21 protein-coding genes are annotated in these 26013 nt (G+C 35.3%); 10 read left to right on the top strand and 11 right to left on the bottom strand.

Translation table 11 applies throughout. The annotated features are described in order from the left end of the window. Positions 1-9: 9 nt before the first annotated feature. The 6 genes from IV494_RS05605 to IV494_RS05580 form a co-directional block, all read right to left on the bottom strand. Positions 10-390, bottom strand: coding sequence for a four helix bundle protein (locus IV494_RS05605; RefSeq protein ID WP_196079157.1), 381 nt, complete (start codon positions 388-390; stop codon positions 10-12). A gap of 89 nt (positions 391-479) precedes the next feature. Further along, positions 480-1583, bottom strand: coding sequence for a DNA replication/repair protein RecF (recF, locus tag IV494_RS05600; protein ID WP_196079156.1), 1104 nt, complete (start codon positions 1581-1583; stop codon positions 480-482). Beyond that, positions 1580-1888, bottom strand: a complete 309-nt coding sequence (locus IV494_RS05595; RefSeq protein ID WP_196079155.1) for a type II toxin-antitoxin system RelE/ParE family toxin — start codon at positions 1886-1888, stop codon at positions 1580-1582. The genes recF and IV494_RS05595 overlap by 4 nt, the downstream gene beginning before the upstream one ends. Continuing rightward, complete coding sequence (locus IV494_RS05590) at positions 1876-2187, bottom strand: hypothetical protein (RefSeq protein WP_196079154.1); 312 nt, start codon at positions 2185-2187, stop codon at positions 1876-1878. Before IV494_RS05590 ends, IV494_RS05595 begins: the two co-directional genes overlap by 13 nt. Positions 2188-2252: 65 nt before the next feature. Next, positions 2253-4055, bottom strand: coding sequence for a BamA/TamA family outer membrane protein (locus IV494_RS05585; RefSeq protein WP_230379914.1), 1803 nt, complete (start codon positions 4053-4055; stop codon positions 2253-2255). A gap of 27 nt (positions 4056-4082) precedes the next feature. Then, positions 4083-4844: a UbiA prenyltransferase family protein gene (locus IV494_RS05580; RefSeq protein ID WP_196079153.1), complete on the bottom strand. Its 762-nt coding sequence runs from the start codon at positions 4842-4844 to the stop codon at positions 4083-4085. 57 nt (positions 4845-4901) lie between these two features. Here IV494_RS05580 and IV494_RS05575 point away from each other — a divergent pair, with 57 nt between their 5' ends. From IV494_RS05575 to IV494_RS05535, 9 genes are all read left to right on the top strand, one after another. Further along, on the top strand, positions 4902-10730 hold the full coding sequence (locus tag IV494_RS05575) for an alpha-2-macroglobulin family protein (RefSeq protein WP_196079152.1): 5829 nt from the start codon (positions 4902-4904) through the stop codon (positions 10728-10730). A 152-nt stretch (positions 10731-10882) separates the two neighbouring features. Further along, on the top strand, positions 10883-12289 hold the full coding sequence (locus IV494_RS05570) for a TolC family protein (RefSeq protein WP_196079151.1): 1407 nt from the start codon (positions 10883-10885) through the stop codon (positions 12287-12289). Positions 12290-12393: 104 nt separating this feature from the next. Further along, entirely contained in the window at positions 12394-13353 is a 960-nt protein-coding gene (locus IV494_RS05565) for an HlyD family secretion protein (protein ID WP_196079150.1), read from the top strand. A 22-nt stretch (positions 13354-13375) separates the two neighbouring features. Next, positions 13376-14617, top strand: a complete 1242-nt coding sequence (locus IV494_RS05560; RefSeq protein ID WP_196079149.1) for an ABC transporter permease — start codon at positions 13376-13378, stop codon at positions 14615-14617. 155 nt (positions 14618-14772) lie between these two features. Next, positions 14773-15672, top strand: a complete 900-nt coding sequence (locus IV494_RS05555; protein WP_196079148.1) for a 3-hydroxyacyl-CoA dehydrogenase — start codon at positions 14773-14775, stop codon at positions 15670-15672. 94 nt (positions 15673-15766) lie between these two features. Beyond that, the gene (locus IV494_RS05550; protein WP_196079147.1) at positions 15767-16327 is read left to right on the top strand and encodes a Crp/Fnr family transcriptional regulator; all 561 of its coding nucleotides are present in this window, start codon (positions 15767-15769) and stop codon (positions 16325-16327) included. A 52-nt stretch (positions 16328-16379) separates the two neighbouring features. Next, positions 16380-16835 carry a DUF1569 domain-containing protein gene (locus tag IV494_RS05545; RefSeq protein ID WP_196079146.1) on the top strand — a complete coding sequence of 152 codons (456 nt, stop codon included), beginning with the start codon at positions 16380-16382 and terminating at the stop codon, positions 16833-16835. Positions 16836-17067: 232 nt separating this feature from the next. Next, positions 17068-17538, top strand: a complete 471-nt coding sequence (locus IV494_RS05540; RefSeq protein WP_196079145.1) for a hypothetical protein — start codon at positions 17068-17070, stop codon at positions 17536-17538. A gap of 16 nt (positions 17539-17554) precedes the next feature. Then, positions 17555-18001, top strand: a complete 447-nt coding sequence (locus tag IV494_RS05535; protein ID WP_196079144.1) for a VOC family protein — start codon at positions 17555-17557, stop codon at positions 17999-18001. A gap of 222 nt (positions 18002-18223) precedes the next feature. Here IV494_RS05535 and IV494_RS05530 read toward each other — a convergent pair whose 3' ends face one another. From IV494_RS05530 to IV494_RS05510, 5 genes are all read right to left on the bottom strand, one after another. Then, positions 18224-19438, bottom strand: coding sequence for a 3-oxoadipyl-CoA thiolase (locus IV494_RS05530; RefSeq protein WP_196079143.1), 1215 nt, complete (start codon positions 19436-19438; stop codon positions 18224-18226). Between the two features lie 86 nt (positions 19439-19524). Next, positions 19525-20295 carry a tryptophan-rich sensory protein gene (locus IV494_RS05525; RefSeq protein WP_196079142.1) on the bottom strand — a complete coding sequence of 257 codons (771 nt, stop codon included), beginning with the start codon at positions 20293-20295 and terminating at the stop codon, positions 19525-19527. A gap of 118 nt (positions 20296-20413) precedes the next feature. After that, positions 20414-21511, bottom strand: coding sequence for an MBL fold metallo-hydrolase (locus IV494_RS05520; RefSeq protein ID WP_196079141.1), 1098 nt, complete (start codon positions 21509-21511; stop codon positions 20414-20416). A gap of 175 nt (positions 21512-21686) precedes the next feature. After that, entirely contained in the window at positions 21687-22505 is an 819-nt protein-coding gene (gene tatC, locus IV494_RS05515; RefSeq protein ID WP_196079140.1) for a twin-arginine translocase subunit TatC, read from the bottom strand. Between the two features lie 112 nt (positions 22506-22617). After that, positions 22618-23577 carry a KpsF/GutQ family sugar-phosphate isomerase gene (locus tag IV494_RS05510; protein ID WP_196079139.1) on the bottom strand — a complete coding sequence of 320 codons (960 nt, stop codon included), beginning with the start codon at positions 23575-23577 and terminating at the stop codon, positions 22618-22620. 224 nt (positions 23578-23801) lie between these two features. On the opposite strand from IV494_RS05510, the gene recQ reads away from it, so the two are divergent. Next, entirely contained in the window at positions 23802-26006 is a 2205-nt protein-coding gene (gene recQ, locus IV494_RS05505; protein WP_196079138.1) for a DNA helicase RecQ, read from the top strand. Positions 26007-26013 lie beyond the last annotated feature (7 nt).

Here is a 26013-nt window from a genome sequence, read left to right as displayed (position 1 = left end):
GCTTCGAGTTTAAGGTTTGGTTTTTTCATCGTTCCAGTTGATTCTGACCCATTTAAGATAGTTATTTATTTTTCCACCTAATAAATCATACTCTTTTCGAAGCGGTTCAAAATCGTCTTTTAAATGTGGGTATAAACAAATGAGTTTTTCTAAATGACCAATTGTTTCATCGCAACTTGAGTGGCTAAAAACAAGAAATCTCTCATATTCTTTTTTGTAATAGCTTCTTCCATAACCTTCGATAATGTTTGACACAATAGAATCTGATGATCGTCGCAGTTGACTACCCAATTCATAAAGCTCATACTTGGGAAGTTTTAACGAACATGGATGCGTTTTTAAAAAAAGATCAAAACTTATTTTATAAATATCAAGTGTTCTGTAACTCATTATTTCCTATTTTTTAATTAAAATATTGTTTTTAATATAAGTTTACATTCAAAGACTCGAGCCACGGAACCCGAAACCCGAAACTCCTTTTACAACTCAAAAATTTTGCTTTCCTCGTTGATCCTTTTTACCAAATTTTCCGTTCGTTCTTTATTTGTGTCCGTAATAAAAATCTGTCCGAAATGTTCCTGATTGACGAGTTCTATTAATTGTGAAACCCTGGAATCATCGAGTTTGTCAAAAATATCATCCAGTAAAAGAATGGGCGTTTTTCCGGTCAATTCCTTAATTCGGTTCATTTGAGAAAGTTTCAGCGCGATCAGAAAAGATTTTTGCTGACCTTGACTTCCGATTTTTTTCAATGAATTTCCGTTCATTTCGAAAAGCAGATCATCTTTATGAATTCCCTTGGAAGTATACGTTACCGCTCTGTCTTTTTCTAAATTTTCGAGGAGTAAATTTTTAAATTTCTGGTCAGGTTGAGAATAGTCAAAACCCTCCTGCAGATCCGATTGATAATTAACCGTAACTTTTTCTTTTCCGTTGGAGATCGTTTCGTAATAACTCTGAATTAAAGGCAATATGGAATCCGTAAACTGCTGTCTTTTTACAAAAATTTTGGTACCAAATTTAATTAAGGGCTGGTTGTAAATTTCCAGATTATCTGCATCAAAATATCTGTTTTTTGCAAAACTTTTGAGCAAAGCATTTCTCTGTTGAACCGTTTTTTGATATTGAATGAGATTAAAAAGGTATTCAAAATCAGTCTGTGAAATCATCGCATCCAAAAATCTTCTGCGACTTTCCCCCGAATCTGAAATCAAATTCGAATCGTAGGGTGAGATAATTACACTTGGTAAAAAACCGATATGATCCGCGATTCTATCATAAGATTTATCATTTTTTTTAATGAGCTTCTTAGCATCTTTCGGTTGCTGAACCTTAATGATATTTTCCTTTTCGCCATCATCGACTGTTCCTTCAATGGTGAAAAAATCTTCGTCAGTTTTAATGTTATTTAAATCGGTGTTTCCCAGAAAACTTTTCGCGACCGATAAATAATGGAGCGCATCGAGAATATTGGTTTTTCCGACACCATTATTGCCCACAAAACAATTGATTTGCGCAGAAAATCCGAAATTCCTTTCCTGATGATTTTTGAAGTTGAGAATTTTTAAATTGCTGATGATCATGATCCTAAAATGGTTTGGAGTTTTTCAGGATTTTGATGATTTTCCCAAAATGAAATAATATAAATGATTTCTCCTTGAACAAGATAAATTAGGCTATAATTTTTTAAAATTAAAATTCTAGTTTCATTATTAAATACTTTCTTTCCAGAAAAAGGATAGGCTTTTAATTGCTCAGTTTTCTGTTTGATCTCAATTTTCAATTTTTTCGAATACGATGTGCTTTTATTTCTAATATTCCAATATGAAAAAATTTCGTCTCTTTGTTGCTTTGCAAAATGAGTCCATTCGACCTTTAATTTAGCCATTCTTCATCCATTTTGTCCATTTCATCTTCGGTGTAAACTCTTCCATTTTTTACATCGTCCATTCCCCGCTCAATCATTTTCAAAACTGCAGGCGGTAAAATAATTTCTTCCTCCCGAAAATAGTCTTCTACTTCTTCCTCCGTCATCGGTTTTTCAGATTCGTAGATAGATTGTGGTTCAAACACGGAATTACTGTTTTCCATATTCACTAATTTCCAAAGTTTGGAAATCAAATTTTTGTCTGAACTTTCGTTGATTGCCTGAACTAATTTGTTTTTAAGATCTTCGAAATTTTCCATCCTGCTAAATTTCAGTAAAGATAAAAATTTCATTTCAGAATGCTCTTAAAAAAAGATTTTTGAATTTAGTTATCAAAATTTACAAAGTGAGGAATATCGGTTCCGAATGAATTAAAAGGGATCATATCATTGCGATATCTGTTAAAATCGAACACAGGTTTATTATCAAAAGGAACGTTCGGATAATAAACAAATGAAACCTGAATTTTGTTGAAAACCAGATAAGGATTATTGATCAAAACCCCGATCCCAAATTTTGAGTTCGTTTTTGCACTGAATAATTTTTGATTGTTTTGTGAAAGCCAGCCTAAAGCGATAATACTGTACGGACTAAAATGAAAGTTCTTCCACGTCTTATCGATGAAAAATTGAGTTTGATAACGCAAGATTAATTTTTTTGTCCCAATGAAATCACCGCTGTATGCAGGAAATTCGTTTTGGGTAGAAAGATTGATGCGGTCTTTGTAGGTCGTATTGTACAATTCGCTTCCCCATGCAAAAGTAGGAGAGAAGAAATGTCTCACTTTGCCAAATTTTAAGTTCTGCAGCTTGGTGTAATAAGTACCTTCGAAACGGAAGGAATCGCTGTTTTCCGTGGCTTCGTTGAAGAATCTTCCATATTCTGCGTTAACCGTAACATAACCCCAGTTGATAAAAGTCCCAACTCCTGCGGAAATCCCGGCGTACGGCGTTATTTTACTGCTTCTTTTGATCAATCCTGAGGTAACTCCAAATGATTTTCCATATGGAATATCTTCGGGAAGATTGTAATCGAAGACATTTTTTTTCACAGAGAATTTCCGTTCTATATAAGTTGCAGAAGCTAAAAAGCTGTTGTACGTCGCAAAAAAGTTTTGTTGATCTGTGATCGGACGGTCTTTGTACTGATAGTTCTGAAATCGGCCTAAAACCGCAATGTTCCGGGAAATTTCACTTCTGTCTCCAAAAAAAACAGGAAACTGATAACCGCCCCATAGATCCTGATTGTAAACTTTGATCTGAACTTCCGGGAATACATCTGTGTTTTCAACGGGCATTAAAACTTTTCGCATAAAATATTCGAACGTAAATCCTCCCGCCCATCTTGTTAATGGAGAAAAGAAATCCCGCCGCGCACTGAAATTGACTCTTTCATTATCCAAAAAATCTTTTTCTGCAGAAATTCCTGCATTGATGAACGTTCCAAACATATTGTATGCCGTATAACTTCCATAGATTTTATTCTGTTTATCTTTAAAATCATTGTCATAAAGGAAACTAACTTCATGTCCCAAACCCATAAAGTTTTCTTCGGTGATCCCGGCTCCAATTCTACTTCCGGAGAAACTTAAGCTGGGTTTCAAACTCCAGGAATCCAGAATTTTCACCATGACATCGATAGAATCTTTGGTTGCAGAACTGTCAATAACACTGATGTTTACGCGGTTCACGAACTGCATATTCCGCAATACACGTTCAGATTCATACAATTTCTGTGCATTGTATTTTTCCCCTTTTTTGAAGAGCAGATAATTATTGATGGTTGATTTTTTAGAATCAATGTGAACGCGGTCAGCTAGACGGTCATACCATTTCGTGTCTCCATTTTTATCTGAAGTTTTATGTCCAAAAGGATCGATGGTTTCAATTTTTATATTTCTAATGATTTTGCCATCATAACTAACCTGAGCATGTTCTTTTGTTCTTGATTCTACTGAAACAGAATCTGCTTCTCGCCGAAAGATCAGGCGGTGAATAAATTTTGTTGATTTCCGTTTGTCAGAAAATGTTTCAATTTTGTAATATATGGAGTCTTTTTTCTCTTGTGCGGAGACAAAAGAAATGGAGGATAACAATAAAATAAGAGGAAAAATAAATTTAGATCGCAATTCGTTTATTTTTTGGGAAAGTGAATATCAATTAATGAGCCAATTTAACAATATAAATAATAAAGGGATTCCGCTGCAAGTCTCTACCCAAAAAGAAAAATAAGATTCTTTGTTACCATTTTCTGAAAAATAGATGAGTATAAAAGTGACTAAGGATGTCAAATAAAAGGCAAAGGAATATGCTGGTTTTAAATAAAAAATAGAGATCATTAAACTAAGAAAAACAAGAAAGTAAGCAAAATATTTGGTCTTTTGTACACCAATTAATCGCGGGAAAGTAATGACATTGTCAGATTTCATATCCCGAATGTCAAACGGTAAAACCAACGCGGTGATAAACAGTAAACTGATCCAAAAAATCTCTGGATGAAAAGTTGGTAAGATCAACCAGGAGTTGATCAACGCCCAGGTTAAACCCACGTAAAAAACTTTGAAAAGTGGAATTTTCCGAACAAAATATTTCAGGAATTTACTGTCATATAAAAGTCCAATGATAATGATGATCGCCCATTTTACAAGTCTACCATCATTGTGATTGTAGATAATTAATGCTGCAGAAATAAGTCCGGATATAACATTTACGATCAATACTTTATAAAATATTTTTCCGCTGTCCTGGTATTTCGTGTACAAATATCCGCTGAAGTACGTAATGAAAATAAGTGCAATGGTCGGAGTTTTGATAATATCCTGCTCAAACATAAAAAACACAGCAAATAGAGTTCCCATTAATGAAACATAAATTTGACTGTCGATGATGTATTTTTTTAGTAAATTTAAACGGTGCATATTCATAAATCTTCAAGTTCTTAAAACCTTCAAGATTGCCAATCAGAAAACAAATCTATGAAAAATAAAATTTTTACAATCCTCCTTTTGCTATTTAGTTTTGCTTATGTTTTCGGACAGAAACACTATGATGACCAATGGAAAAAAATCGCTGAAAATTACAAAACGGGAAAGTTCAAATCGAATCTGCCTTTAATTTTAGAAATTCAAAACCAATCTATGAAAGAAGACAACGCCATTCAACTTATTCGTTCTTTGAAAGCAGAATTTAGCATCGTGAATCAAACGTATGATGACACTAAAAATAATTCTTCAAGCGTATTTTTTAAAAAGTTGAGCGGTTTCGATGAGAAATTGAAAGGCGACGAAAAATTATTATTTCAGGTTTTGTTGGGCGAATTTTTTGGTGATTACTACAATGAAAATCAGTGGCAAATAAATCAGCGAACCAATTTCAATAATCAGGATCTTTCCCAGATTGAAACGTGGTCGAAACTGGATTTTAAAAATTATCTGACCAAGCATTTTACCGTTTTAGCAGGGAAAAAAGTAGAGTTGCAGAAAATTCAAATTTCAAAATACAAAGAAATTTTTGAGGACACCGAAGACTTACATTTCTTCCCCACTTTATTTGACTGGAATGCAATGAATGAGATTAAATTCTATAATAATTCGCAACTCTTCACTACAAATGAACTGAAAATCAATCAATCTAAGATTTCAGATCTGTATTCCGCATTAATAAATAAAAATTCAGGAAATTCAAAACTTTATTTTCAACATCAAAAATTAAATGATGACTGTGATTTTACCAATTGTAAAGACAAAACTCAACAACTTCAAAATTTGGTTAAATCTTCCACAGAAGGAGATTATAAAGTATTAATTATTGCTGAAATAGTTGATCAGTTAACGGCTGAACAAAAATATACTGAAGCGCTTGCTTTGATTAAAAATACGAAAGAACAATATGCAAAATCTAAATTTATAAATAGTATTCTTAATCGGGAAAACAGTATTCTTCAACCCAATTTAACGATTCATTACGAAACACATACGCAGTCAAATTTGCCGATTCACTTGGTTGCCGACGCAAAAAATGTTTCTAAGTTTTCTTTGAATATTTATGAAGTTAAAGACGATCAGCAGAATTTTCTGAAATATGTGGCAAATTCGTACGATAAAACTCGTTTTCCAGCGGTTAAGAAAACGTTGGTGAGAAAAGAAAGTTTCGATCTAGAGGATTTACGAGATTATAAAAATCACAAAACTTCTCTGGAAATAAAAGCTCTTCCTTCCGGGATCTATCTCGCGGAATATGTGGTGGAAAATACGATTCAGGAGAATTTTTATTTCATTGCCACAAATTCCAGAATTATTTATAATAAAAAAGATGAACGTAAAAGCATCTCTGGCCAATTAAAATTGGTGAATCGCGAAGATGGGAAATCAGTTTCGAATGAAAATCTGAAAATATATGAATTTACAAACGATAACAAAGCCAATTCTTTTGTGGCAAAAACAGATCAGTTTGCGCTGTTTAAATTCCCAGTTTCTAAGAATAATGATTATTACCGTCATTATCTGATTCAGCAACCTTCTTCAAATGATTACAATTTGATGCAGGTTTACGGCACTCGAAATTATGATCAACCGCAAAAAACTGGACAGCAAAATCTGGCGCAGATTTTTATCGATCGCGGAATTTATCGTCCCGGACAAATTGTTTATTTTAAAGTGATCAACACGAAATTGTTGATGGATAAAGAATCTGTGTCGTCTGGTGTTTCCCAGGAAATAACTTTAAATGATGCCAACGGTGAAAAAATTTCTTCTCAAAAATTCACTACCAATGAGTTCGGTTCTTACCACGGAAGTTTCACTTTACCGAACGGAAAACTGAATGGACAATTCTCCCTTCAAATTCATGCAAATAAAATAGATGCTTACAAAGGATTTAAAGTTGAAGAATACAAACGGCCGAAATTTGAGGTGACTTTTGAACCCATTAAAGAAGAATATAAATACGGGCAAACCATCGAATTGAAAGGAAAAGCAGTGATGTTTTCGGGTATTGCTTTAAGCAATGCAATTTTGAATTATGAAATCAAAAAACAAAATATTCGCTGGAGATATTTTTGGTGGTATTCAAGAGGAAATGATAATGAAAACTCAATTCTCGGAGAAGTTAAAACCAACGATAAAGGAGAATTTATTATTAAACTCGATCTGAAAAAAGATGAAACTTTAGAAGGAATTCAAGTTGATAATTATCAAATTAATGCTTCTGTAACCGACATTAACGGAGAAACGCAATCTTCTACAGAAAATGTAAAAGTTGCTTCTGTTTCGCACTATATCAAAGCAGATGATATCAAAGATACGTTCACCGATGAGAATATCAAAATTAAAGTAGAAACTAAAAATTATAATGATCAGAATTTAAAAAAAATGTATCAGGTTAAATTGTCGAAACTTCAGCCTAAAGAAAGGATTTTCCGAACTAATTTTGAAAATCAAATTCAGGATCTGCCGAAGTTTTCAAAATCTGAATTCATTCAAAAATTCCCGCATGATTATTTTTCTAAAGAAGAGAAAGAGTGGAAAACACAATCTATCATTATCAATGGAGAGAAACGAGGTGAAGAATCCTTAGATCTTGGAAAACTTTCTGCTGGAAATTACAAACTCGAACTCTTTAATATAGAAGGAAAAGATAGCATTAAAACCGAAAAAACTTTCGCTGTTTATGACAAGCGATTTTTGACAGAATCTCAAAATCCTTATTTGAAAGTGATCCAGCCAAAATTAGAATACAAGCGAAATGAGAAAGCGAAAATCTACGTGTATTCTGCAGTTCCGGATGCTTTGGTAAATGTTTATGTTCAAAATGGAAATGGCGAAACTCTAACGGAACAGAAAAAATTCAAAAATGGACTTTTAGAATATGAAGTTGCTTTTCCGAAAGATGAAAGCATCGATCAAATCAATGTTCAGTTTCAGTTGGTCGCTTTTAACGATGTAAAAACTGAAAATATCAATCTTTCAATTGCTTCCGACAAAAAACCATTGCGAATTGAAACCGTTACTTTCCGTGATAAATTGCAGCCTGGACAAAAAGAAAAATGGACGGTTAAAGTTATGGGCGATGATAAAGAAAAAATTAACGCTGAAGTTTTGGCGAATATGTATGATAAATCTCTGGATCAATTTGCGGGTAATTCTTATTCTTTCCAACAAATCTATCAAAGATCTTTCATCATGAACTCTTATGTAATTAACGAAAATCTTTCGCAGAAAAACTTTAGCAAAAGAGTTCCTTATTTAGGACAAAAGAATGTAAATATTCCGGAATTTAATTGGTTTAATGGCGGTATTTATGGGAATGTTATGTATGATAGCGTTTCCGCTCCAATGGCATCAGCAAAAGAAATTAGAGAATCGCATGATGTTGAAGGAGTCGTGGTGACGGCACTAGGAGTAAAAAGAGAGAAAATGAGTGTAGGTTATGCCACAGATTCAATCAAAACTAAAAATATTGAAGAAAAAAAGTTAGACCTCGACAAAATCCCAGTTCGTCAAAATCTTAACGAAACCGCCTTTTTCTATCCTAATTTAATGACCGACAAAGACGGAAATGTCACTTTTGAATTTACTTCGCCGGAAGCATTAACCCAATGGAAATTGATGTTTTTAGCACATACTAAAGATGCGCGTTCTGCAACTTTAGAAAAATCAGTTGTTACTCAAAAAGAGTTTTCGGTAACGCCAAATTATCCGAGATTTTTGCGGGAAGGTGATGAATTAAATCTGCAATCAAAACTCTCCAGTTTAGTTGCTAAGAAATTGAGTGGAACTGCGCAGTTGCAAATTTTAGATGCTTTTACGAATGAAGATATTTCATCTAAATTCAATTTAAATGAAACTCAAAAATCCTTTGAATTAAAAGAGAATGGAAATGAAGTCGTAAGCTGGAAATTAAAAGTTCCAATTGATGTTTCTCCCATGATTATAAAAGTCGTGGCCAAAGCGGGGAATTTTTCTGATGGTGAACAAAAAGCAATCGCCGTGTTGCCAAATAGAATGTTGGTGACAGACGCGGTTCCAATTTTTGTGAAAGAAGGTCAAACCAAAACTTTTACTTTAGAAAATTTAGCAAAAAACACTTCGACCACCGCAACCAATTTCTCCAATACTTTGGAATTGACGACCAATCCGATTTGGGAAATTATGTTTGCTTTGCCAAGTTTGAAAAATGACACGAACAATTCTGCGGATGTCGTTTTTAATAAATGGTTTGCTGATGTTTTGGCTTCCGAAATTTTTAAAGCGAATCCGAAATTAAAAACCGTTTTCGAAGAATATCAAAGCAAAGGTTTATTAGTTTCTAACCTGGAAAAAAATCAGGAACTGAAACAATTGCTTTTGGAAGAAACTCCGTGGGTTTTGGAAAGTAAAAATGAAACGGAGCAAATGGAAAAACTCGCTCGATTATTTGACGCGAATAATATGCGAAATTCCATCAATGAAGATTGGAGCGAATTGCATAAATTGCAAAATCCAGATGGTGGATTTTCCTGGTATCAAGGTTATCCGAGTTCCTATTACAACTCCCTTTACATCTTGAAAAATTTAGGGAAAATTAATGAATGGCTGAAAGGAAATACAGCGGATTATCAATCATCAGCGCAAAAAGAAATGGTTGCAAAACTCATTAATTATGTAGATTCTGAAGTTCATAAATATTGGGATGTGAAGAAAGAACACGTTTGGAATAATTATGTTCTCGACTATCTCGACACCAGAAATTTCTGGGAAAAAGACTTTCCGTTAAAAGGAAAAGGTGCGCAACTGAAAAATTTGGTCATTAAAAAAGCACCAACTGCGAAAATCACTGATTTTACGTTCTTCGGTTTGCATCGTGCTGCTTTACTTTTTAATGATTATAAACTGCCGGTTTTATCTAAAAAATTACTGACTTATTTAAAAGAAACTTCCACAGAATCGGAAACTCAAGGAATTTATTGGAAACAAAATCTCAACGATTGGGGATGGTATAATTCCAAAACCGTGAATCACGCCGGAGCTTTGGAAGCGTTTAATAAGTTGACGCCAACGGATGAAACTTTCATTGAAGAAATGAAAATTTGGTTGATCACGCAGAAAGAAGTTAATTCCTGGGGAAGTTCACGCGGAACGGCGGAAGTTATTTTCACGATTCTTAATTCAGGAAAATCCTGGACAAGTTCTGAAAGTGATAAAGCCACGATAATTTGGGGCGGAAAAGAACTAACCAATCCTGATACGAAAGCGACAGGTTATGTGAAATCAACTTTAAAAGGAGAAGATATCGACAAAAAATTAGGAACAGTGACCGTCACAAAACCTGGTCCTGGAATTGTTCAAGGTGGATTATTCTGGCAATATTATGAGGATCTGGATAAAATAAAATCTTCCGAATCTTACCTTTCCATCACTAAAGAATTGTACAAGAAAGTAAAAACTGTGAATGGCGAAGAATTGGTGAAAATTACAGAAAATTCGCCCTTAAAAGTTGGTGATAAAGTCACCGTAAGAATGATTTTGAACACGGACCGAAATATGGAATTTATTCACTTGAAAGACATGAGAGCGGCAGGATTTGAACCTTTAAATGTCATTTCCGGTTATGAATGGAAAAACGGTTTAGGATATTATCAATCGACTAAAGATGCGTCCACGAACTTCTACATCGAATACATGCCGAAAGGAAAATATGTTTTCGAGTACGATTATATTTGTAACGCATCGGGAACATTCAGCAATGGAATTACAACGTTGCAAAATTATTACGCACCGCAAATGAATGCACATACGAAAGGAACGAAAGTTACGATTACCGAATAATTTTCACTTCCACTAATCACAAATCCGTTTCAATTTTGAAGCGGATTTTTTTGTCCGAAAAATTCGTTTACAAATTACCTTTTTGACAAATGTCAAAGGAATCAAAACATATTATGCTCAACTTTGTACCCACAAACAAACAGACAACGAATATGAAAACGCTTAAAAATAATTTGGCCAAATTGCTGGTCTTTTTCCCGCTGGTTTTTTCTGCCCAACAAGCGCCGACTTTACAGGAACTGATCGATAGCGCGCTAAAAAACGACGGAACTTTAACCCAACAAACCCTCGAAAATAAATATACCCAACTCGATGATCAAAAACTGAAAGATGTTTTTCTTCCGAAAGTTGAAGTAACAGGAAAGGCTGGATATCTCTACACTTCCGCGCGTCTTAATTCGCCTGAAATTAATCTTCCCGCACTTCCACCCATTTTCCCGGGCGCTGTAATTCCTGAAGGTCAACTTTCAAATAATCTTAATATTTCTGGGATTTCAACCATGGCAAAAGCCGAGGCGAGTGTTTTGCTCTATTCTGGTGGAAAAGTGAAATATCTGAAAGCAGCCAACAAGGAAAAAAATATTTCTGAAAATTTATTGATGCAGAAAAGCCGGGATGAAATCATTACCGAAATTTCTAAAGCGTATGATCAAATGGCCTTGGTTCAGGAATCGAAGAAAGTTTTAGATGAAGCAAAAAAACGTTTAGATATCAATAAAAAAACGGCTGATAAAGCATTAGGTTACGGATTAATCACTCCTTACGATCATAAAAAAATTGAATTGGCGCAAGCAACTTTGGATTCGAAATTAGTAGAATACGAAGGAAAAAAAGAATTGCTGATTACTCAGATCGAAATATTGACCGGAATCGAACGAGAAAGAATTGCTTTAATTCAGCCACAATTGGAAACTATTTCCTATGAAGTTCTTGATCAAAACATTGAGAATAGAGTAGAGATTCAAGCCCTGGATCACGGCATCAAAGCAACTGATTATAAAATTAAAGCCGAGGAAAGATGGTGGGTTCCGAAAGTTCAGGCGCAAACTTCCGTAAGTTATATTGGATTATTTAATGGGAATATTTCAACGTCAAAAGAATTGTTGCCCAACTCTGGAAAGAAACTGGATTTTAATCCATCGAATTTAAATGTGTTGCCTTTGGTTCAAGCCGGAGTTGGTTTTAAATGGGATGTTTTTGATGGTAATGAAGGAAAGCATCTGGTAGAAAAAGCCAAAATTGAAAAAGAAATTTTGGAAAATAAAAAACGCGATGCATCTAAAAAACTGAATCTGAATTTAGCCAACAATCAAACGAATTACACGATAGCGAATTCTCAAATCAAATTGAAAGAAAAATCCCGTGAAATTGCAAAACAAGGTTTAGAACAAGTGGAAAAGGAATTTCGATATGGAACCAAAACTTCCGCGGCTTTAATTGAAGCCGAAAATGATTTACAAAATGCCGAACTGGAATATCAGAACGCAATTTTCAATCAAAGAAGAAGCGCCATCGAACTGATGAAATCTACGCAGAATTTACAGCTCGAAAAACTTTAAATTAAAGAGGACAGACTGAAAGATAATAGATATAGACTTTTAGATAAGAGAAAATGACGGAAGAAAATTCCTTCAACAATACAACAAACAAACAAACAATAGACATGAAAAATACTGTATTAACTTCTTTGGCTTTGGCAAGTGCTCTTGCACTTTCGGGCTGTAAAGAATCAAAACCTGAAAGAGAAATTGTGGGCAAAACGAAAAAGGAAATTGTTTCCTTCGCCCCAAAATTGACCGGAAGAATTCTCACCATTAAAGTGGAAGAAGGACAAACCGTGAAAGTTGGCGATACGCTTGCGATTTTAGATGTTCCTGAAGTTTCCGCGAAAATTGCGCAGGCAAAAGGTGCAACTTCTGCAGCAAGAGCACAAGTTCAAATGGCGAAAAATGGAGCAACCAATGATCAACTTCGTCAGTTAAAAGCCAAACAAAAAGGTTTGCAAGAGCAGTTTCAATATGCTCAAAAATCTTTTAACAGAGCAAAAAATATGTATGATGACAGTTTGCTTTCGCCCCAAAATTACGATGAATATTTTGCAAAATACCAAGGTGCAAAAGCACAATTGGATGCGGTGAATGCTGAACTTCATGATGTGCAATCCGGAACGCGCTACGAAAAAATTGAAATGGCGCAAGGACAAGCAAATCAAGCAGCCGGCGCTTTGCAGGAAGCAAATATTGCGAATTCTGAAAAATACATCATTGCCACCAATGACATGGAAATTGAAACCATCGCGTTGAACAAAGGAGAATTGGCAACTGCAGGTTATCCACTTTTCACAGGTTACATTCCCGAAACTTCTTATTTCAGATTCACGATTCCCGAAAGTAAAATTTCGAAATATCAAAAAGGAATGACCGTCAAAATGTTGGTAAACTATAACAAAAAAGAATTTACCGGAAAAATTGTCGCCATTAAACAACTGGCAAAATATGCAGATATCACGACGGCTTTCCCTGATTACGAACCGGAAGAAGCGATTTACGAAATCAAAGTTGTGCCGGAAAATAAGAAGGCAGCGAAAGATATTTTGGTGAATTCTAATGTGACTTTAAAGTAATTGTTTAACTAAAAGTCACAAAATGAAACAAATTAGATATTTATTAAAAAGGGAATTCCGCCTGTTCTTAACGAACAAAACCTTGATTTCGGTTTTCTTTTTAGCGCCGGTTTTCTATGCATTATTGATCGGGTTTACGTATCAATCCGGGAAAGTAGAAAACATTCCCGTGATCGTGGTGAATCACGACAACACGCCTTTATCGGACCAACTTTTGGAAATGCTTCAGGACAGCAAAGCGATAAAAGTGCTGAGTTACATCAACGAACCGGCAAACCTGAAAGATGAAACTATCAAAACAGAGGCAGCTGCAGTGATCATCATTCCGGAACGTTTCGAAGCAATGATGTTGCAGAAAAAGTATCCGGAAGTGAATGTTTATGTAAACACTTCAAACGTTTTGACGGCGAATTTCGCAACGAAGGCCATTCAGCAAACCTTAGGAACGTTTTCCGCCGGAGCAGAAATAAAAGCACTACAAAAAAAAGGAATGAATGCCGATTTGGCGAAAACCCAGTTCGAACCTTTCAAAGCGAATTATATTACGCTCTTCAACACGACCAGCAATTACCTAGTTTTTATGTGGCCCGCAATGATGGCGGTCGTTTTACAGCAGGTGATTTTATTGGCGATGGCTGTTTCATTTTCCGAAGAATTTAAAAGAGAATCCTTCATCAAAGATTTTGCAGGTAAGGAAAAATATGCCGTTGCCGTGATGGCGATAAAATGTCTGCCAATATGGGTTTTTGCGAATTTCAACATTCTTTTTTTCTATCTGTGCAGTCTCTATTTCAAAATTCCCGTCCCGGATAATGTCTGGAATTTCTTTTTAATCACCGCAGTTTTTGTCGTCGCAGCGACGAATCTCGGAGTTTTGGTAAGTATCGTAATTCCGGATGCGCTGAAAGCGACTCAGTATTTAATGGTGATCGCGTCGCCTGCATTTATTATCAGTGGATTTACGTGGCCAACTTACGCCATGCCGGAATTTATCAAAAATTTTACTGCGATTATTCCTTTAACGCCTTATTTAGAAGCGCTGAAGATCATGGTGGTACAAAATGGATCTGCAATTTTGACTAAAAAATATCTGGTTCACTTGCTGATTTTAGGTTGGGTTTATTTCATTATCGGCTGGATCGCTTTGAAAATTAAAATCCATTTCTTATTTAAAAAATATAATGTTTCAGAAGATTACGAGGAAGAAATTCCTAGCCAAGAAAATCCGAATTTAATCATTGACGATGAAAATTTTCTGAATTAAAAAATAACAGTTTTCATACTGTTTGTTTGTTGAGAACGTCTGGACTTCGGTTCGGACGTTCTTTTTATATCGATTTTGATATATATCAAAGGAATTGTGCCGATTAAATTGCAACTTTGAGGTAGAGAATGATTTAAAATAATAAAATTTAAAAAATGAAAATACAAAATGTTACTATTGCAGGAAGTGGAGTTTTAGGCTCACAGATTGCATTTCAGTCTGCTTTTCACGGTTTCAACGTGGTTGTTTATGATATTAATGATGAGGTTTTAGAAAAAGCAAAAAAGAGTTTCCAAATTCTGGCAGAAAACTTTAAAAAAGATCTTAATGTTACAGATGCCCAACTGGAAGAAACTTTCGAAAGAATTTCTTATTCCACTGATTTAAAAGATTCTGTAAAAAATGCGGATTTAATGATCGAAGCGATACCGGAAAACCCCGCAATTAAAACGGAATTTTATACGAAACTGGCGCCCCTCGCACCGCAGAAAACCATTTTTGCAACCAACACTTCAACCTTGTTACCAAGTATGTTTGCTTCGGTAAGTGGAAGACCGGAGAAATTATTATCTCTGCATTTTGCGAATGAAATCTGGAAACACAACACCGCAGAAATTATGGGTCATGCAACGACCAATCCCGAAGTTTTTCAGGATGTTGTGGATTTTGCGAAAAATATTGGAATGGTTGCTTTGCCACTTCATAAAGAACAGCCGGGTTACATTGTGAATTCTTTACTGGTTCCGCTTTTGGATGCTGCAACCACTTTATTGGTGAATGATGTCGCCGATGTAGAAACGGTAGATAAAGCCTGGATGGTCGCAACAGGCGCACCGGTTGGTCCATTTGGAATTTTGGATGTGGTAGGAATTACAACTGCATATAACATCAATAAAATTAAATTTGAAAAAACAAAAGATGAAACTGCGGGTAAAGTAGTAGATTATTTGAAGAAAAATTTTATCGATCAAAACAAGCTTGGACTTTCAACTTTGGAAGGCTTTTATAAATATCCAAATCCTACTTTTCAAGACGTAGATTTTCTGAAACCATAGGTTTAACAGACTTAATTTTAACAGTAGCTTTTAATAGAAAGAACGTTTCAATATTCGAAACGTTCTTTTTCGTTAAATTCGCAAAAAGCTTTTAATGGAACTTATCGATGCTCTTCCCCATAATCTGAAAAACAATCCTGAAATTGAAAAATTTTTAAATGGAGATTTTCAAACCAAAACTTTCAAAAAAGGAGAACTGATCAGCAAACAGGATCAATACAATCGAAATATTTATTTTGTAGAACAAGGTCTGATACGTTCTTTTTATTACGAAAACGGAAAAGAAATTACGACAAAATTTTATATCGAAGGAAATATAATGGCAAATTCCGACACACTTTTTCAAAATAATCCTACCCGATATAATTTTGAGGCCGTCGAAGAAAGCACCGTTAAATTCTGCAACTACGCAAAAGTGGAAGAATTGTGTTCAGTATCTTTAGAAAGTGCCAATTTTAGCCGGTTTGTACTAGGAAATATCATTACTCAAATGACCGACCGAATTTCTTCGCTTCAATTTCACACAGCTAAAGAAAAATATTTAAGATTAATTCACGAAAATCCGAACATTATTCTGCGCGCACCTTTAGGCATGATCGCGTCTTACCTTGGGATTTCACAGGAAACATTAAGTAGAATCAGAAGTGAAATTTAAGTTGAAAATTGTTCCTTAATAATTTCTATTTTTGTTAAAGTAAAAACAAACTATGCAAGATATCTTCAACGCGAAAGAAGCGCAAACCTACATCGACCGGATCAATAAACTATCACCCGAAACAGGAGGGAAGTGGGGAACAATGACCGTGGACCAAATGTTGGCGCACTGCAACGTGACTTATGAAATGGTTTATGAACCTCAAAAACACAAAGCACCAAGTGGAATTGCGAAGTTTATTTTAAAGAATTTCGTAAAACCAAAAGTGGTCGGAGAAAAATCGTATTCACAAAATTCACCCACTGCGCCACAATTTAAAATTAAAGGAGACCAGGATTTCTATCTAGAAAAAAAACGGTTAATCGGCTTCATTCAAAAAACACAACAGTTAGGCAGAGATGCATTTGACGGAAAAGAATCGTTCTCTTTCGGAAAACTGAAAGCGCAGGAATGGAATAATATGTTTGCAAAACATTTGAATCACCATCTGGAACAATTTGGAGTTTAGGCAGAACTAAATATCACAAATTTAAAACCACAAAGTCACAAAAGTTAAGTTGAAGATAAGATTAAAATCATGCTTCCTAAAAGAACACAAAATCTTTAAAAATCTATAGATTTTCATTTTGTAAACTTCTATTAATAATTTTTTAAGGCATACTTCTGTGATTTTTTGAGCGACAAAAAGTATTTAGTTTTATTGTCATTTACCGACTTAAATTTAATTAAAAACACAAACTATGAAAAAATTAACTCTTTTATTTTTGCTGATCAGCACTTTTGCTTTCTCGCAGATGCCCAATATTTCCAGTGTTTGGATGAATAATTCTCAACCTTATCTTGGAACGATCAGCAACGAAAAAATGCCGATTAAGGTTAGAATTACGACTTCAGAACAGAATAAAAAAAATGATCAGGAATATTTCGTCTCTGGTTTTTCATTGGTAGAAAATACAAATACCAAGTTCGAAGGCAAACTGAAAATCGACAAATACAAAGACGGCAAAAAAAGAAATACCGTTTTCGGTGAATATGAACTGGCAGAAGAAGGAACCGGGAAACATTCTGGAATTTTAAAAGGTAAATTTATTTATACCTTCATCTGGAATAAAAAAACCGAGAAAATCGACCATCAATTCATTGAATTCATCGGCAACTGGAAGAGTTACGATGGCAATTTGACTTACTCAACCAGCTGGAAAAATCAATAATATAAAACTAAAAATTATGGCAACAGTAAATCCTTATTTGATGTTCGACGGAAACTGCAAAGAGGCATTTGATTTTTATAAAAATGCTTTTGGGAAAGAGTTTGCAGACATTAATTTTTTTGGTGATATGCCGCCACAGGAAGGAACTCCGGCTTTGTCAGACGATCAGAAATCGATGGTGATGCATGTGCGTTTAGAAATCTCCGCAGAAACCATTTTATTTGGCAGTGATATTTTCCCGGGAACTCCTGGTTTTAAAACCGGTGACAATTACGCAGTTTCTTTGAATGCAGATTCCCGCGAAGAAGCAACGCATTTATTTAATAATTTATCCGAGGGTGGAATCGTCACAATGCCTTTAGCAGATACCTTTTGGGGCGCTTATTTCGGCATGTGGAAAGATAAATTCGGTATAGAATGGATGGTGAATTATGACGATCCTTCCAAAGTTGAACAGCATTAAATTCAGGAGCAACACTATATTCGCTTCGTTCAAAAACAGTACCCGCTTTCCGCTTTATCTTTTGCTCCACTTCGTTTCGCAAAAGGATGCCGCTTCAATCGGGGCTAAAATTAAATGTAAGTTTTCTTCTTAACGATATAAAAAAAAGTTTTTGCGGTAAAAAGTAAAAACCCTTTCAGCCTTTTAAAGGCTGAAAGGGTTCTAAAATAAAGATGATAATATTTAGATATTTACATTTTCCAAAATAATCGCATAACCTTGTCCAACACCGATACACATCGTAGCCAAAGCATATTTTTTACCAGTTTTTTGAAGTTCTAAAGCTGCAGAATAAGTAATCCTGGTTCCGCTCATTCCGAGCGGATGACCTAAAGAAATTGCGCCACCGTTTACATTAACTCGTGCATCATTATTAGCAATTCCTAATTCTTTTAAACACGCAATACTTTGTGCTGCAAACGCTTCATTCAATTCGATGATATCGATCTGATCCAAAGTTAAGTTTGCTCTTTTTAAAGCAAGTTTCGTTGCTTCAACCGGACCGATTCCCATAATTCTGGGTTCGACACCAACTACGGCAGAACTTACGATTTTTGCCAAAGGTTTTAAATTATAATTTTTCACCGCATCATCTGAAGCGATAATTACTGCAGCGGCACCGTCATTTAATCCCGAAGCATTTCCAGCAGTAACCGTTCCATTTTCTTTCATGAAAGCCGGTCGCAGTTTTCCTAAAATTTCTAAAGTAGAGGTTGGCTTGATAAACTCATCTTTGTTAATAACGATCGCATCACCTTTTCTTTGTGGAATTTTAATGTCAGAAATCTCTTCTGCCAATCGTCCGCTTTCCTGCGCTTTCGTCGCTTTTATTTGAGAATTCAAAGCAAATTCATCCTGTTGTTCGCGTGAGATTTTATAAAGTTCGGCAAGATTTTCAGCGGTTTTTCCCATCGCATCAATTCCGTACATTTTCTCCATCGCAGGATTTACAAAACGCCATCCGAAACTGGAATCAAACATTTTAGAATCTGTTCCAAATGCTGATTCTGATTTTGAAAGAACATAAGGCGCTCTCGACATTCCTTCAACACCGCCTGAAATAAATAAATCTCCTTCACCAGATCTGATCGCGCGCATTGCCTGAACGATCGAACTCATTCCGGAAGCACACAATCTGTTCACTGTTTCGCCCGGAACATTGATTGGAATTCCAGCCAGAAGCAAAGCCATTCTTGCCACATTACGGTTATCTTCACCAGCTTGGTTCGCACAACCAATAATAACATCATCAATTTTATCTAAAGGTAAATCTGGATTTTTTTCAATAAGACTTTTTAGAACTGAAGCCATCAGATCATCAGTTCTTACGGGTGCCAAACTTCCTTTAAAATTTCCGATCGCAGAACGAGTTCCGTCGATAATATATGCGTTTTTCATGCTTTATTTTTAATGATTGTAAATTTAAGAAAATAAAAAAGATCTCCATTGCGGGAAATCTTTATGTTACTACTGAGTTTCTTTTATTAAATTTTTACGGCGGATCGGTCCTGATATATTTTCAGGCAACTGCTTATAAAAATAAATCCCGCCGCAATCAAAGCTGCAATATAAATATACTGGCTTACTTCTTTGTTTGCAACAGCTATTGCTATTAAAGCCCAAACTGCGACCAAAGCGAAAATTGGAGCATTCTTTTTGAAGATCATTACTACGTGAATGATGGTCGCGATAACAATCATTACGATGGTCCATTTTTCCTCAGAAATTTCGAATGCAGACCATTTTATTTTGGTTAACCAGGCAGCAACAGCGGCGATCAAGGCCACACTGACCCAACCTGCATAAATTTGAAATGGAAAGTTGATGAACCATTTTTGTGCGATAGTAGAATTGTACTTTAAAGCTTCCATTAATATGATTAAAAGAGAAATAAAAGCGATCGACAGAACAATTACCGATAATCCTGTGTAACCATATAACCATGTTAAAATCCACGCACAATTTGCAAGACAGGAAACGACAAACCACCATCCGATTTTTTTTACAAAACCGTCAGCTTCATTTTTGGAAGGGTTGAACAAACTTCTGCCCGTATAATAAACAAATCCGATTAAGAGTAAGTAAATAACGCCCCAAATTGAAAAGGCATAACCTGCGGGCGTAAATAAATTGTGGTATTGATCGGAAACATTCGCAATAGTTTTACCATTAAATATTCCCGTGTTGCTCAAATAATTGAATATAATCGTGAAAATGAGGAAAAAACCGTTTGCGATCTGTAATTTTTTTAACATTTTGTGAAGTTTAAGTTGGAAAAATCAATTGAATTTGCAACTCTAAATTTAATGTTTTAAAACCAAGAAATTACCAATTTTTACAATACGAATAAAATTTTACAATTGATCACCGATATTATTGATATAAATCCCACCATTTATCGTACACTTTTTGGTCATTTTCCCAATCTACTTTTTCTCCGATTTTCGGAGTAATTAATCGCAGATTTTCACTTTCGTTCAGCGCCGAAATTTTTTGCAGTGGTTCTTCCCAGGGATGCAATGCAAGTATAAATTTTGAATTATGAACGGGAATGATCCGCCTGGCTTTCAGATTTTTTGCTGCCACAAGAAATTCTTCCGGCATCATATGAATGTATCGCCAGTCTTTGTTATATTGGCCGTTTTCGAGAATTGCCAAGTCAAAACCGCCATATTTATTACCTATTTTTTCGAAGTGATCGTCAAACCCCGAATCACCACCGATGTAGATTTTTTTATCTGGTGTTTCGAAAACAAAGCTTGCCCAGATCGCCTGATTTCGTTTAAAAGTCCGTCCCGAAAAGTGTCTCGCTGTTTCTGCATGAATTTTAAATCCATTTCCTAAATCGAAATTTTCGCCCCAATCCAGTTCAATGATTTTTTTTGGATCGTAATTCCAGTATTCCAAATGTTCGCCGGTTCCCAACCCTGTAATGACCGTTTTTACTTTGGGATTTAATTCTTTCACCGTTTTATAATCGAGATGATCCCAATGATCATGCGTGATTATTAAATAATCCAACTCTGGAATATCATCTGCAGAATACAGATCAGCTCCTGGAAAAGCTTTTGTAGTAAAGGAAACGGGTGATGCATTTCCACTAAAAACCGGATCTACAAGAATTTTCTTACCATCAATTTGAAGATAATAAGAAGAATGACCCATCCAGACATATACATTTTCATCGGGATCTAAATTCTTCAGATCGGTTTTCGAAAAATTAAATGCATTTTTTGGACTCAAATTTTTTTTTGAACCAAAAAGAAAACGGAACATTATTTTTGGCATCGAGGCATCTTCTGCAAGCGGTGGCGTGAAATTAATGTTATCGAATTGGTCTTTTTTATAATGTGGAGATTTTAGAATTCTTTCCAAACGTTTTCCCGACGGTGCTTTTCCAAATGTTGGATGTTGCATGAAAAGGATTATCACTGCAAAAAATGCAACGATGATCAGCAGTATTATAATCATGGTTTTCTTTAAATTTATAACGCTAAAATTAAGTGCCATTTTACTAAAGACGAATTCGCTGTCTGTTTACTTTAAAATTCAAGCAAATTTGATTTAAATTTTAAACAGAATATTGTCTTAGAATAAACGATTAACAACTTTAATGCAAAAGAATAAACAGAATGATGAATATTATTTAGATGGCATCTTCCAGTTTTCTTTGCTGCACTTTTTTGAAGGTATAAGCACTCATCAGAATACTGAATTCATACAATAAAAGAAGCGGTAAAGCTGCCATGATCATACTCAAAACATCGGCAGGAGTAATGATCGCCGCTACAACAAGAATTAAAACAATAGCGTGACGACGATAAGTTCTCATGAATTGCGGCGTTAATATACCGATCATCGTCAAGAAATAAACAATCACAGGGAAAAGGAAAACGACACCCATTCCTAAAACGACCTGCATAAATAACGTCGTATAATCACTCAGATCGAATAGTTGTACGATCGAATCTGAAATTTTGAAAAGCAAACCAAAATTAATGGCGAAAGGTAAAATGAGGAAATATCCACACAGAATTCCCAGCATAAAAAGGATCCAGACGAAATTGATAACGAAAACAGAATTTTTTCTTTCTTTTGGATGAAGCGCTGGAGAAATAAAACGCCATAATTCCCAGATAATATAAGGAAAAGCCAGAACCATTCCGCCAAAAACGGAAACCGCCATCATCACATTGAATTGCTGAAATAGCTTTTTCTGCTGTACTGCAAAATGTCCGGGTAAAGTAATGCTGTCATGACCAAGAAGTTCGCGGGAATAATGATTGACCACCCGAAAAGTGAAGAAATCATTTCTTGTGGGGCCGAAAAAAACATTGTCCATGATCCAGTTTACATTGAATCCGATAATAATTCCGCCAATAATAATGGCAATAACTGAGCGGGTTAAGTGACCTCTCAATTCCCCAATGTGTCCCCAAAAGGACATTTCTTTTGCCTCGCTCACGAATTTTATTTTTAAGTTTTGAAGATGCGAAATTACTTAATTATAAGTTTATAATGATAATATCGCCCTGTTTTTATTGATATACGATGGGAAAGTTAGATGAGATTTTATTTTAATTAATTCCTTCGTCTAACAAACGGTGAATATCGATGATTCCGAAATATTTATCGTTTTCGGTCACGATCAGCTGACCGATATTTTTATCTTTCAAAATCGCCATCGCTTCTTTTGCCAAGGCATTTTTGTCAACACTTTTGGGATTTTTGCTCATGATATCTTTTGCGGAAATTTGTGAAACATCTTGATCACTCATCAACATTCTTCGCAGATCACCATCGGTTATCACGCCAATGATCTGCTCATTTTCCGTCACCACCGTAATTCCGTGGGATGAACTGCTGATTGAAATAATAATTTCTCTAATGTTCGCATTTTCCGAGACCTGCGGTTTTTGAGAAGACAGAAACTGCTCTACTTTTGCAGTAAGGTTTTTTCCTAAACTTCCACCCGGATGAAATTTAGCAAAATCATTTTCTTTAAAATTATTCATTTCCATTAAACAAACCGCTAAAGCATCTCCTAAAGCCATTTGAACCGTAGTTGAACTCGTTGGCGCTAATTTAATGGGACATGCTTCTTTTTCCACAGAACTGTCTAAAATAACTGAGGAAAATTCCGCCAGTTTTGAATTTAAATTTCCTGTCATTCCGATTAATGCAGAAGAATAATCTTTTAGAAAAGGCAGAAGACTCACGATCTCCGGTGAATTTCCTGAATTTGAAATACAAAGTACTACATCGGTTTTCTGGATCACGCCCAAATCTCCATGAAGAGCTTCAGAAGCGTGCAGGAATTGCGATGGAGTTCCCGTTGAATTCAAGGTAGCAACAATTTTATTCCCAACATGAGCAGATTTCCCAATTCCGACAACGATCAGTTTTCCTTTGGCAGAATTAATGACTTCTACTGCTTTTAGAAAATTTTCGTCTAAACGGTTTTTGAGGCTTTCAAGTTCTGAAATTTCTATACTAATGGCTGTCTTAGCGATCTGAAGGATTTCGGGATGAGTCATTTTTGTGATTTACAGGTCAATAATTGGTTATAAAGTACAACACTCTTTTAATTAAAGAGTTCAAAATTAAAAATCTATTTTCTTGTTTTCGATAATTATTCTTTAACTTTGGGTAAATGCAAATTTAACAAACAAATTTAGATGTTGCGCCAAAGACCAAAATAATTGTATCGCAATTGGTTTTACCGGCGCCGAATCTGTAGCTATAAAAGTGAAAATATCCAATGAATACAAAAAACGCCGATTTATCGAAAGAACTTAAAAAATATTTCGGCTTCTCAACATTTAAAGGTCAACAGGAAGAAATTATAAAAAATTTGCTTGAAGGCAAAGATATCTTTGTTCTAATGCCGACAGGCGGCGGAAAATCTTTGTGTTATCAACTTCCCGCGCTTATTTCTGAAGGAACTGCAATTGTAGTTTCGCCTTTAATTGCACTCATGAAAAATCAGGTCGATGCAGTAAACGGGCTTTCTTCAAATGAAGGTGTTGCGCACGTACTGAATTCTTCTCTCAATAAAACCCAGACAAAACAGGTCTTCGACGATATTAAAGCAGGTAAAACAAAATTATTATATGTTGCGCCGGAATCTCTCATCAAAGAGGAATATATGGAGTTTCTTCGCGACGTTAAGATCTCTTTCGTAGCGATCGATGAAGCGCACTGTATTTCCGAATGGGGTCATGATTTTCGACCGGAATACCGAAATTTAAAAACCATTATCGATAAGATCGCAGATGTTGCGGTAATTGCTCTAACTGCGACTGCAACTCCAAAAGTTCAAGATGATATTCAGAAAACTTTGGGAATGAGCAACGCTCTGGTTTTTAAAGAAAGTTTTAACCGGCCAAATCTTTATTATGAAGTTCGTCCAAAAGTAAATATCGATAAAGAAATCGTAAAATTCGTGAATGGTCATCACGGAAAATCAGGAATTGTATATTGTCTGAGTCGCCGGAAAGTAGAGGAGTTTGCACAGCTTCTTCAAGTTAATGGAATTAATGCACTTCCTTATCACGCAGGCTTAGACCAAAAAACTCGGGTTACGAATCAGGATCGGTTTTTGATGGAAGATGCCGATATCATCGTAGCGACAATCGCATTCGGAATGGGGATCGATAAACCAGATGTTCGTTTTGTCATTCACTATGATATTCCGAAATCTTTGGAAAGTTATTATCAGGAAACCGGTCGTGCCGGAAGAGATGGTGGCGAAGGAATTTGTTTAGCATTTTACGATCCTAAAGATATTGAGAAGTTAGAAAAATTTTTAGCTCAAAAACCAGTTTCAGAACGCGAAATTGGACTTCAGTTACTAAATGAAGTCGTTGGATATGCCGAAACATCGATGAGTCGCCGACAGTATATTTTGAATTACTTCGGGGAACAGTTTGATCCAATTCATGGTGATGGCGCGATGATGTGCGACAATTCTGTCAATCCGCCCAAACTCAAAGATGCAACTAAAGAGTTGAAATTGGTGTTGACTTTGGTCAAAGAACTGGAGGAGAAATTCCGGACCAAAGATTTAATTTCTGTTTTGGTTGGGAAAGAGAATTCGGTGACCAAATCTTATAAATTAGAGTCGACAAAGCATTTTGCGATAGGTAAAAATGAATCCGAAAATTATTGGAAAACGATCATCAGACAGGCAACAGTTCAAAATTTTTTACAGAAAGATATTGAAACATATGGTGTTTTAAAATTGACGGATAAAGGTCTCAAAGTAATAGCAGGAAAAGATAAAAGTCCTTTCCTGATCGCAGAAGACCGTGAATATGATTTGGCCCAAACAAAAGCCGATTCTGATCAGGTTCAGGTTCAACAAAGTGGCGGTTTAGATCAAATTTTATTTGGACATTTAAAAGAACTGCGGAAAACAGTCGCCAAGAAAAATGGGATCCCGCCTTACACGGTTTTCATGGATCCGAGTTTAGAAGACATGACCGTTCAATATCCGACGAGCATTGAAGAAATTGGGAAAATTTATGGAGTAGGAGAAGGAAAAGCCAAGAAATTTGGAAAAGATTTTGCAGATTTTATCAAGAAATATGTGCTGGAAAATGAGATCGAAAGAACTCAGGATATGGTTTTGAAACAGGTCGCCAATAAATCTTCGCACAAAGTATTTATCATTCAAAGCACCGATAAGAAAATTGATCTGGAAGATATTGCAAAAGCAAAAAATCTTTCCATGGATGATCTGTTGAAAGAAATGGAACGCATTGTTTATCAGGGAACAAAACTTAATATCAACTACTACGTCGATGAAAATTTTGATGAAGATGTAGTTGAAGAGTTTATGGATTTTATGAAAGGAAGTGAAAGCGACAGTATGAAAGTTCTTTTGGGTGAATTCGGAGACGATTTAAGCGATGAAGAAGTAAGAATGCTCAGAATTAAATTTATTTCAGACGTTGCAAATTAAACAGTAA

The organism is Kaistella gelatinilytica (assembly GCF_015679325.1).
GTDB lineage: Bacteria > Bacteroidota > Bacteroidia > Flavobacteriales > Weeksellaceae > Kaistella > Kaistella gelatinilytica.
Note: the sequence above shows the minus strand (reverse complement) of the source record. Positions and strands in the feature narration are given on the sequence as shown.

Excerpts from the sequence above, each read along its gene's own strand:
- IV494_RS05605 (WP_196079157.1), bottom strand. The coding sequence starts at position 390 with ATGAGTTACAGAACACTTGATATTTATAAAATAAGTTTTGATCTTTTT.
- recF (WP_196079156.1), bottom strand. The coding sequence starts at position 1,583 with ATGATCATCAGCAATTTAAAAATTCTCAACTTCAAAAATCATCAGGAA.
- IV494_RS05595 (WP_196079155.1), bottom strand. The coding sequence starts at position 1,888 with ATGGCTAAATTAAAGGTCGAATGGACTCATTTTGCAAAGCAACAAAGA.
- IV494_RS05590 (WP_196079154.1), bottom strand. The coding sequence starts at position 2,187 with ATGGAAAATTTCGAAGATCTTAAAAACAAATTAGTTCAGGCAATCAAC.
- IV494_RS05580 (WP_196079153.1), bottom strand. The coding sequence starts at position 4,844 with ATGCACCGTTTAAATTTACTAAAAAAATACATCATCGACAGTCAAATT.
- IV494_RS05575 (WP_196079152.1), top strand. The coding sequence starts at position 4,902 with ATGAAAAATAAAATTTTTACAATCCTCCTTTTGCTATTTAGTTTTGCT.
- IV494_RS05570 (WP_196079151.1), top strand. The coding sequence starts at position 10,883 with ATGAAAACGCTTAAAAATAATTTGGCCAAATTGCTGGTCTTTTTCCCG.
- IV494_RS05565 (WP_196079150.1), top strand. The coding sequence starts at position 12,394 with ATGAAAAATACTGTATTAACTTCTTTGGCTTTGGCAAGTGCTCTTGCA.
- IV494_RS05560 (WP_196079149.1), top strand. The coding sequence starts at position 13,376 with ATGAAACAAATTAGATATTTATTAAAAAGGGAATTCCGCCTGTTCTTA.
- IV494_RS05555 (WP_196079148.1), top strand. The coding sequence starts at position 14,773 with ATGAAAATACAAAATGTTACTATTGCAGGAAGTGGAGTTTTAGGCTCA.
- IV494_RS05550 (WP_196079147.1), top strand. The coding sequence starts at position 15,767 with ATGGAACTTATCGATGCTCTTCCCCATAATCTGAAAAACAATCCTGAA.
- IV494_RS05545 (WP_196079146.1), top strand. The coding sequence starts at position 16,380 with ATGCAAGATATCTTCAACGCGAAAGAAGCGCAAACCTACATCGACCGG.
- IV494_RS05540 (WP_196079145.1), top strand. The coding sequence starts at position 17,068 with ATGAAAAAATTAACTCTTTTATTTTTGCTGATCAGCACTTTTGCTTTC.
- IV494_RS05535 (WP_196079144.1), top strand. The coding sequence starts at position 17,555 with ATGGCAACAGTAAATCCTTATTTGATGTTCGACGGAAACTGCAAAGAG.
- IV494_RS05530 (WP_196079143.1), bottom strand. The coding sequence starts at position 19,438 with ATGAAAAACGCATATATTATCGACGGAACTCGTTCTGCGATCGGAAAT.
- IV494_RS05525 (WP_196079142.1), bottom strand. The coding sequence starts at position 20,295 with ATGTTAAAAAAATTACAGATCGCAAACGGTTTTTTCCTCATTTTCACG.
- IV494_RS05520 (WP_196079141.1), bottom strand. The coding sequence starts at position 21,511 with ATGATTATAATACTGCTGATCATCGTTGCATTTTTTGCAGTGATAATC.
- IV494_RS05510 (WP_196079139.1), bottom strand. The coding sequence starts at position 23,577 with ATGACTCATCCCGAAATCCTTCAGATCGCTAAGACAGCCATTAGTATA.
- recQ (WP_196079138.1), top strand. The coding sequence starts at position 23,802 with ATGAATACAAAAAACGCCGATTTATCGAAAGAACTTAAAAAATATTTC.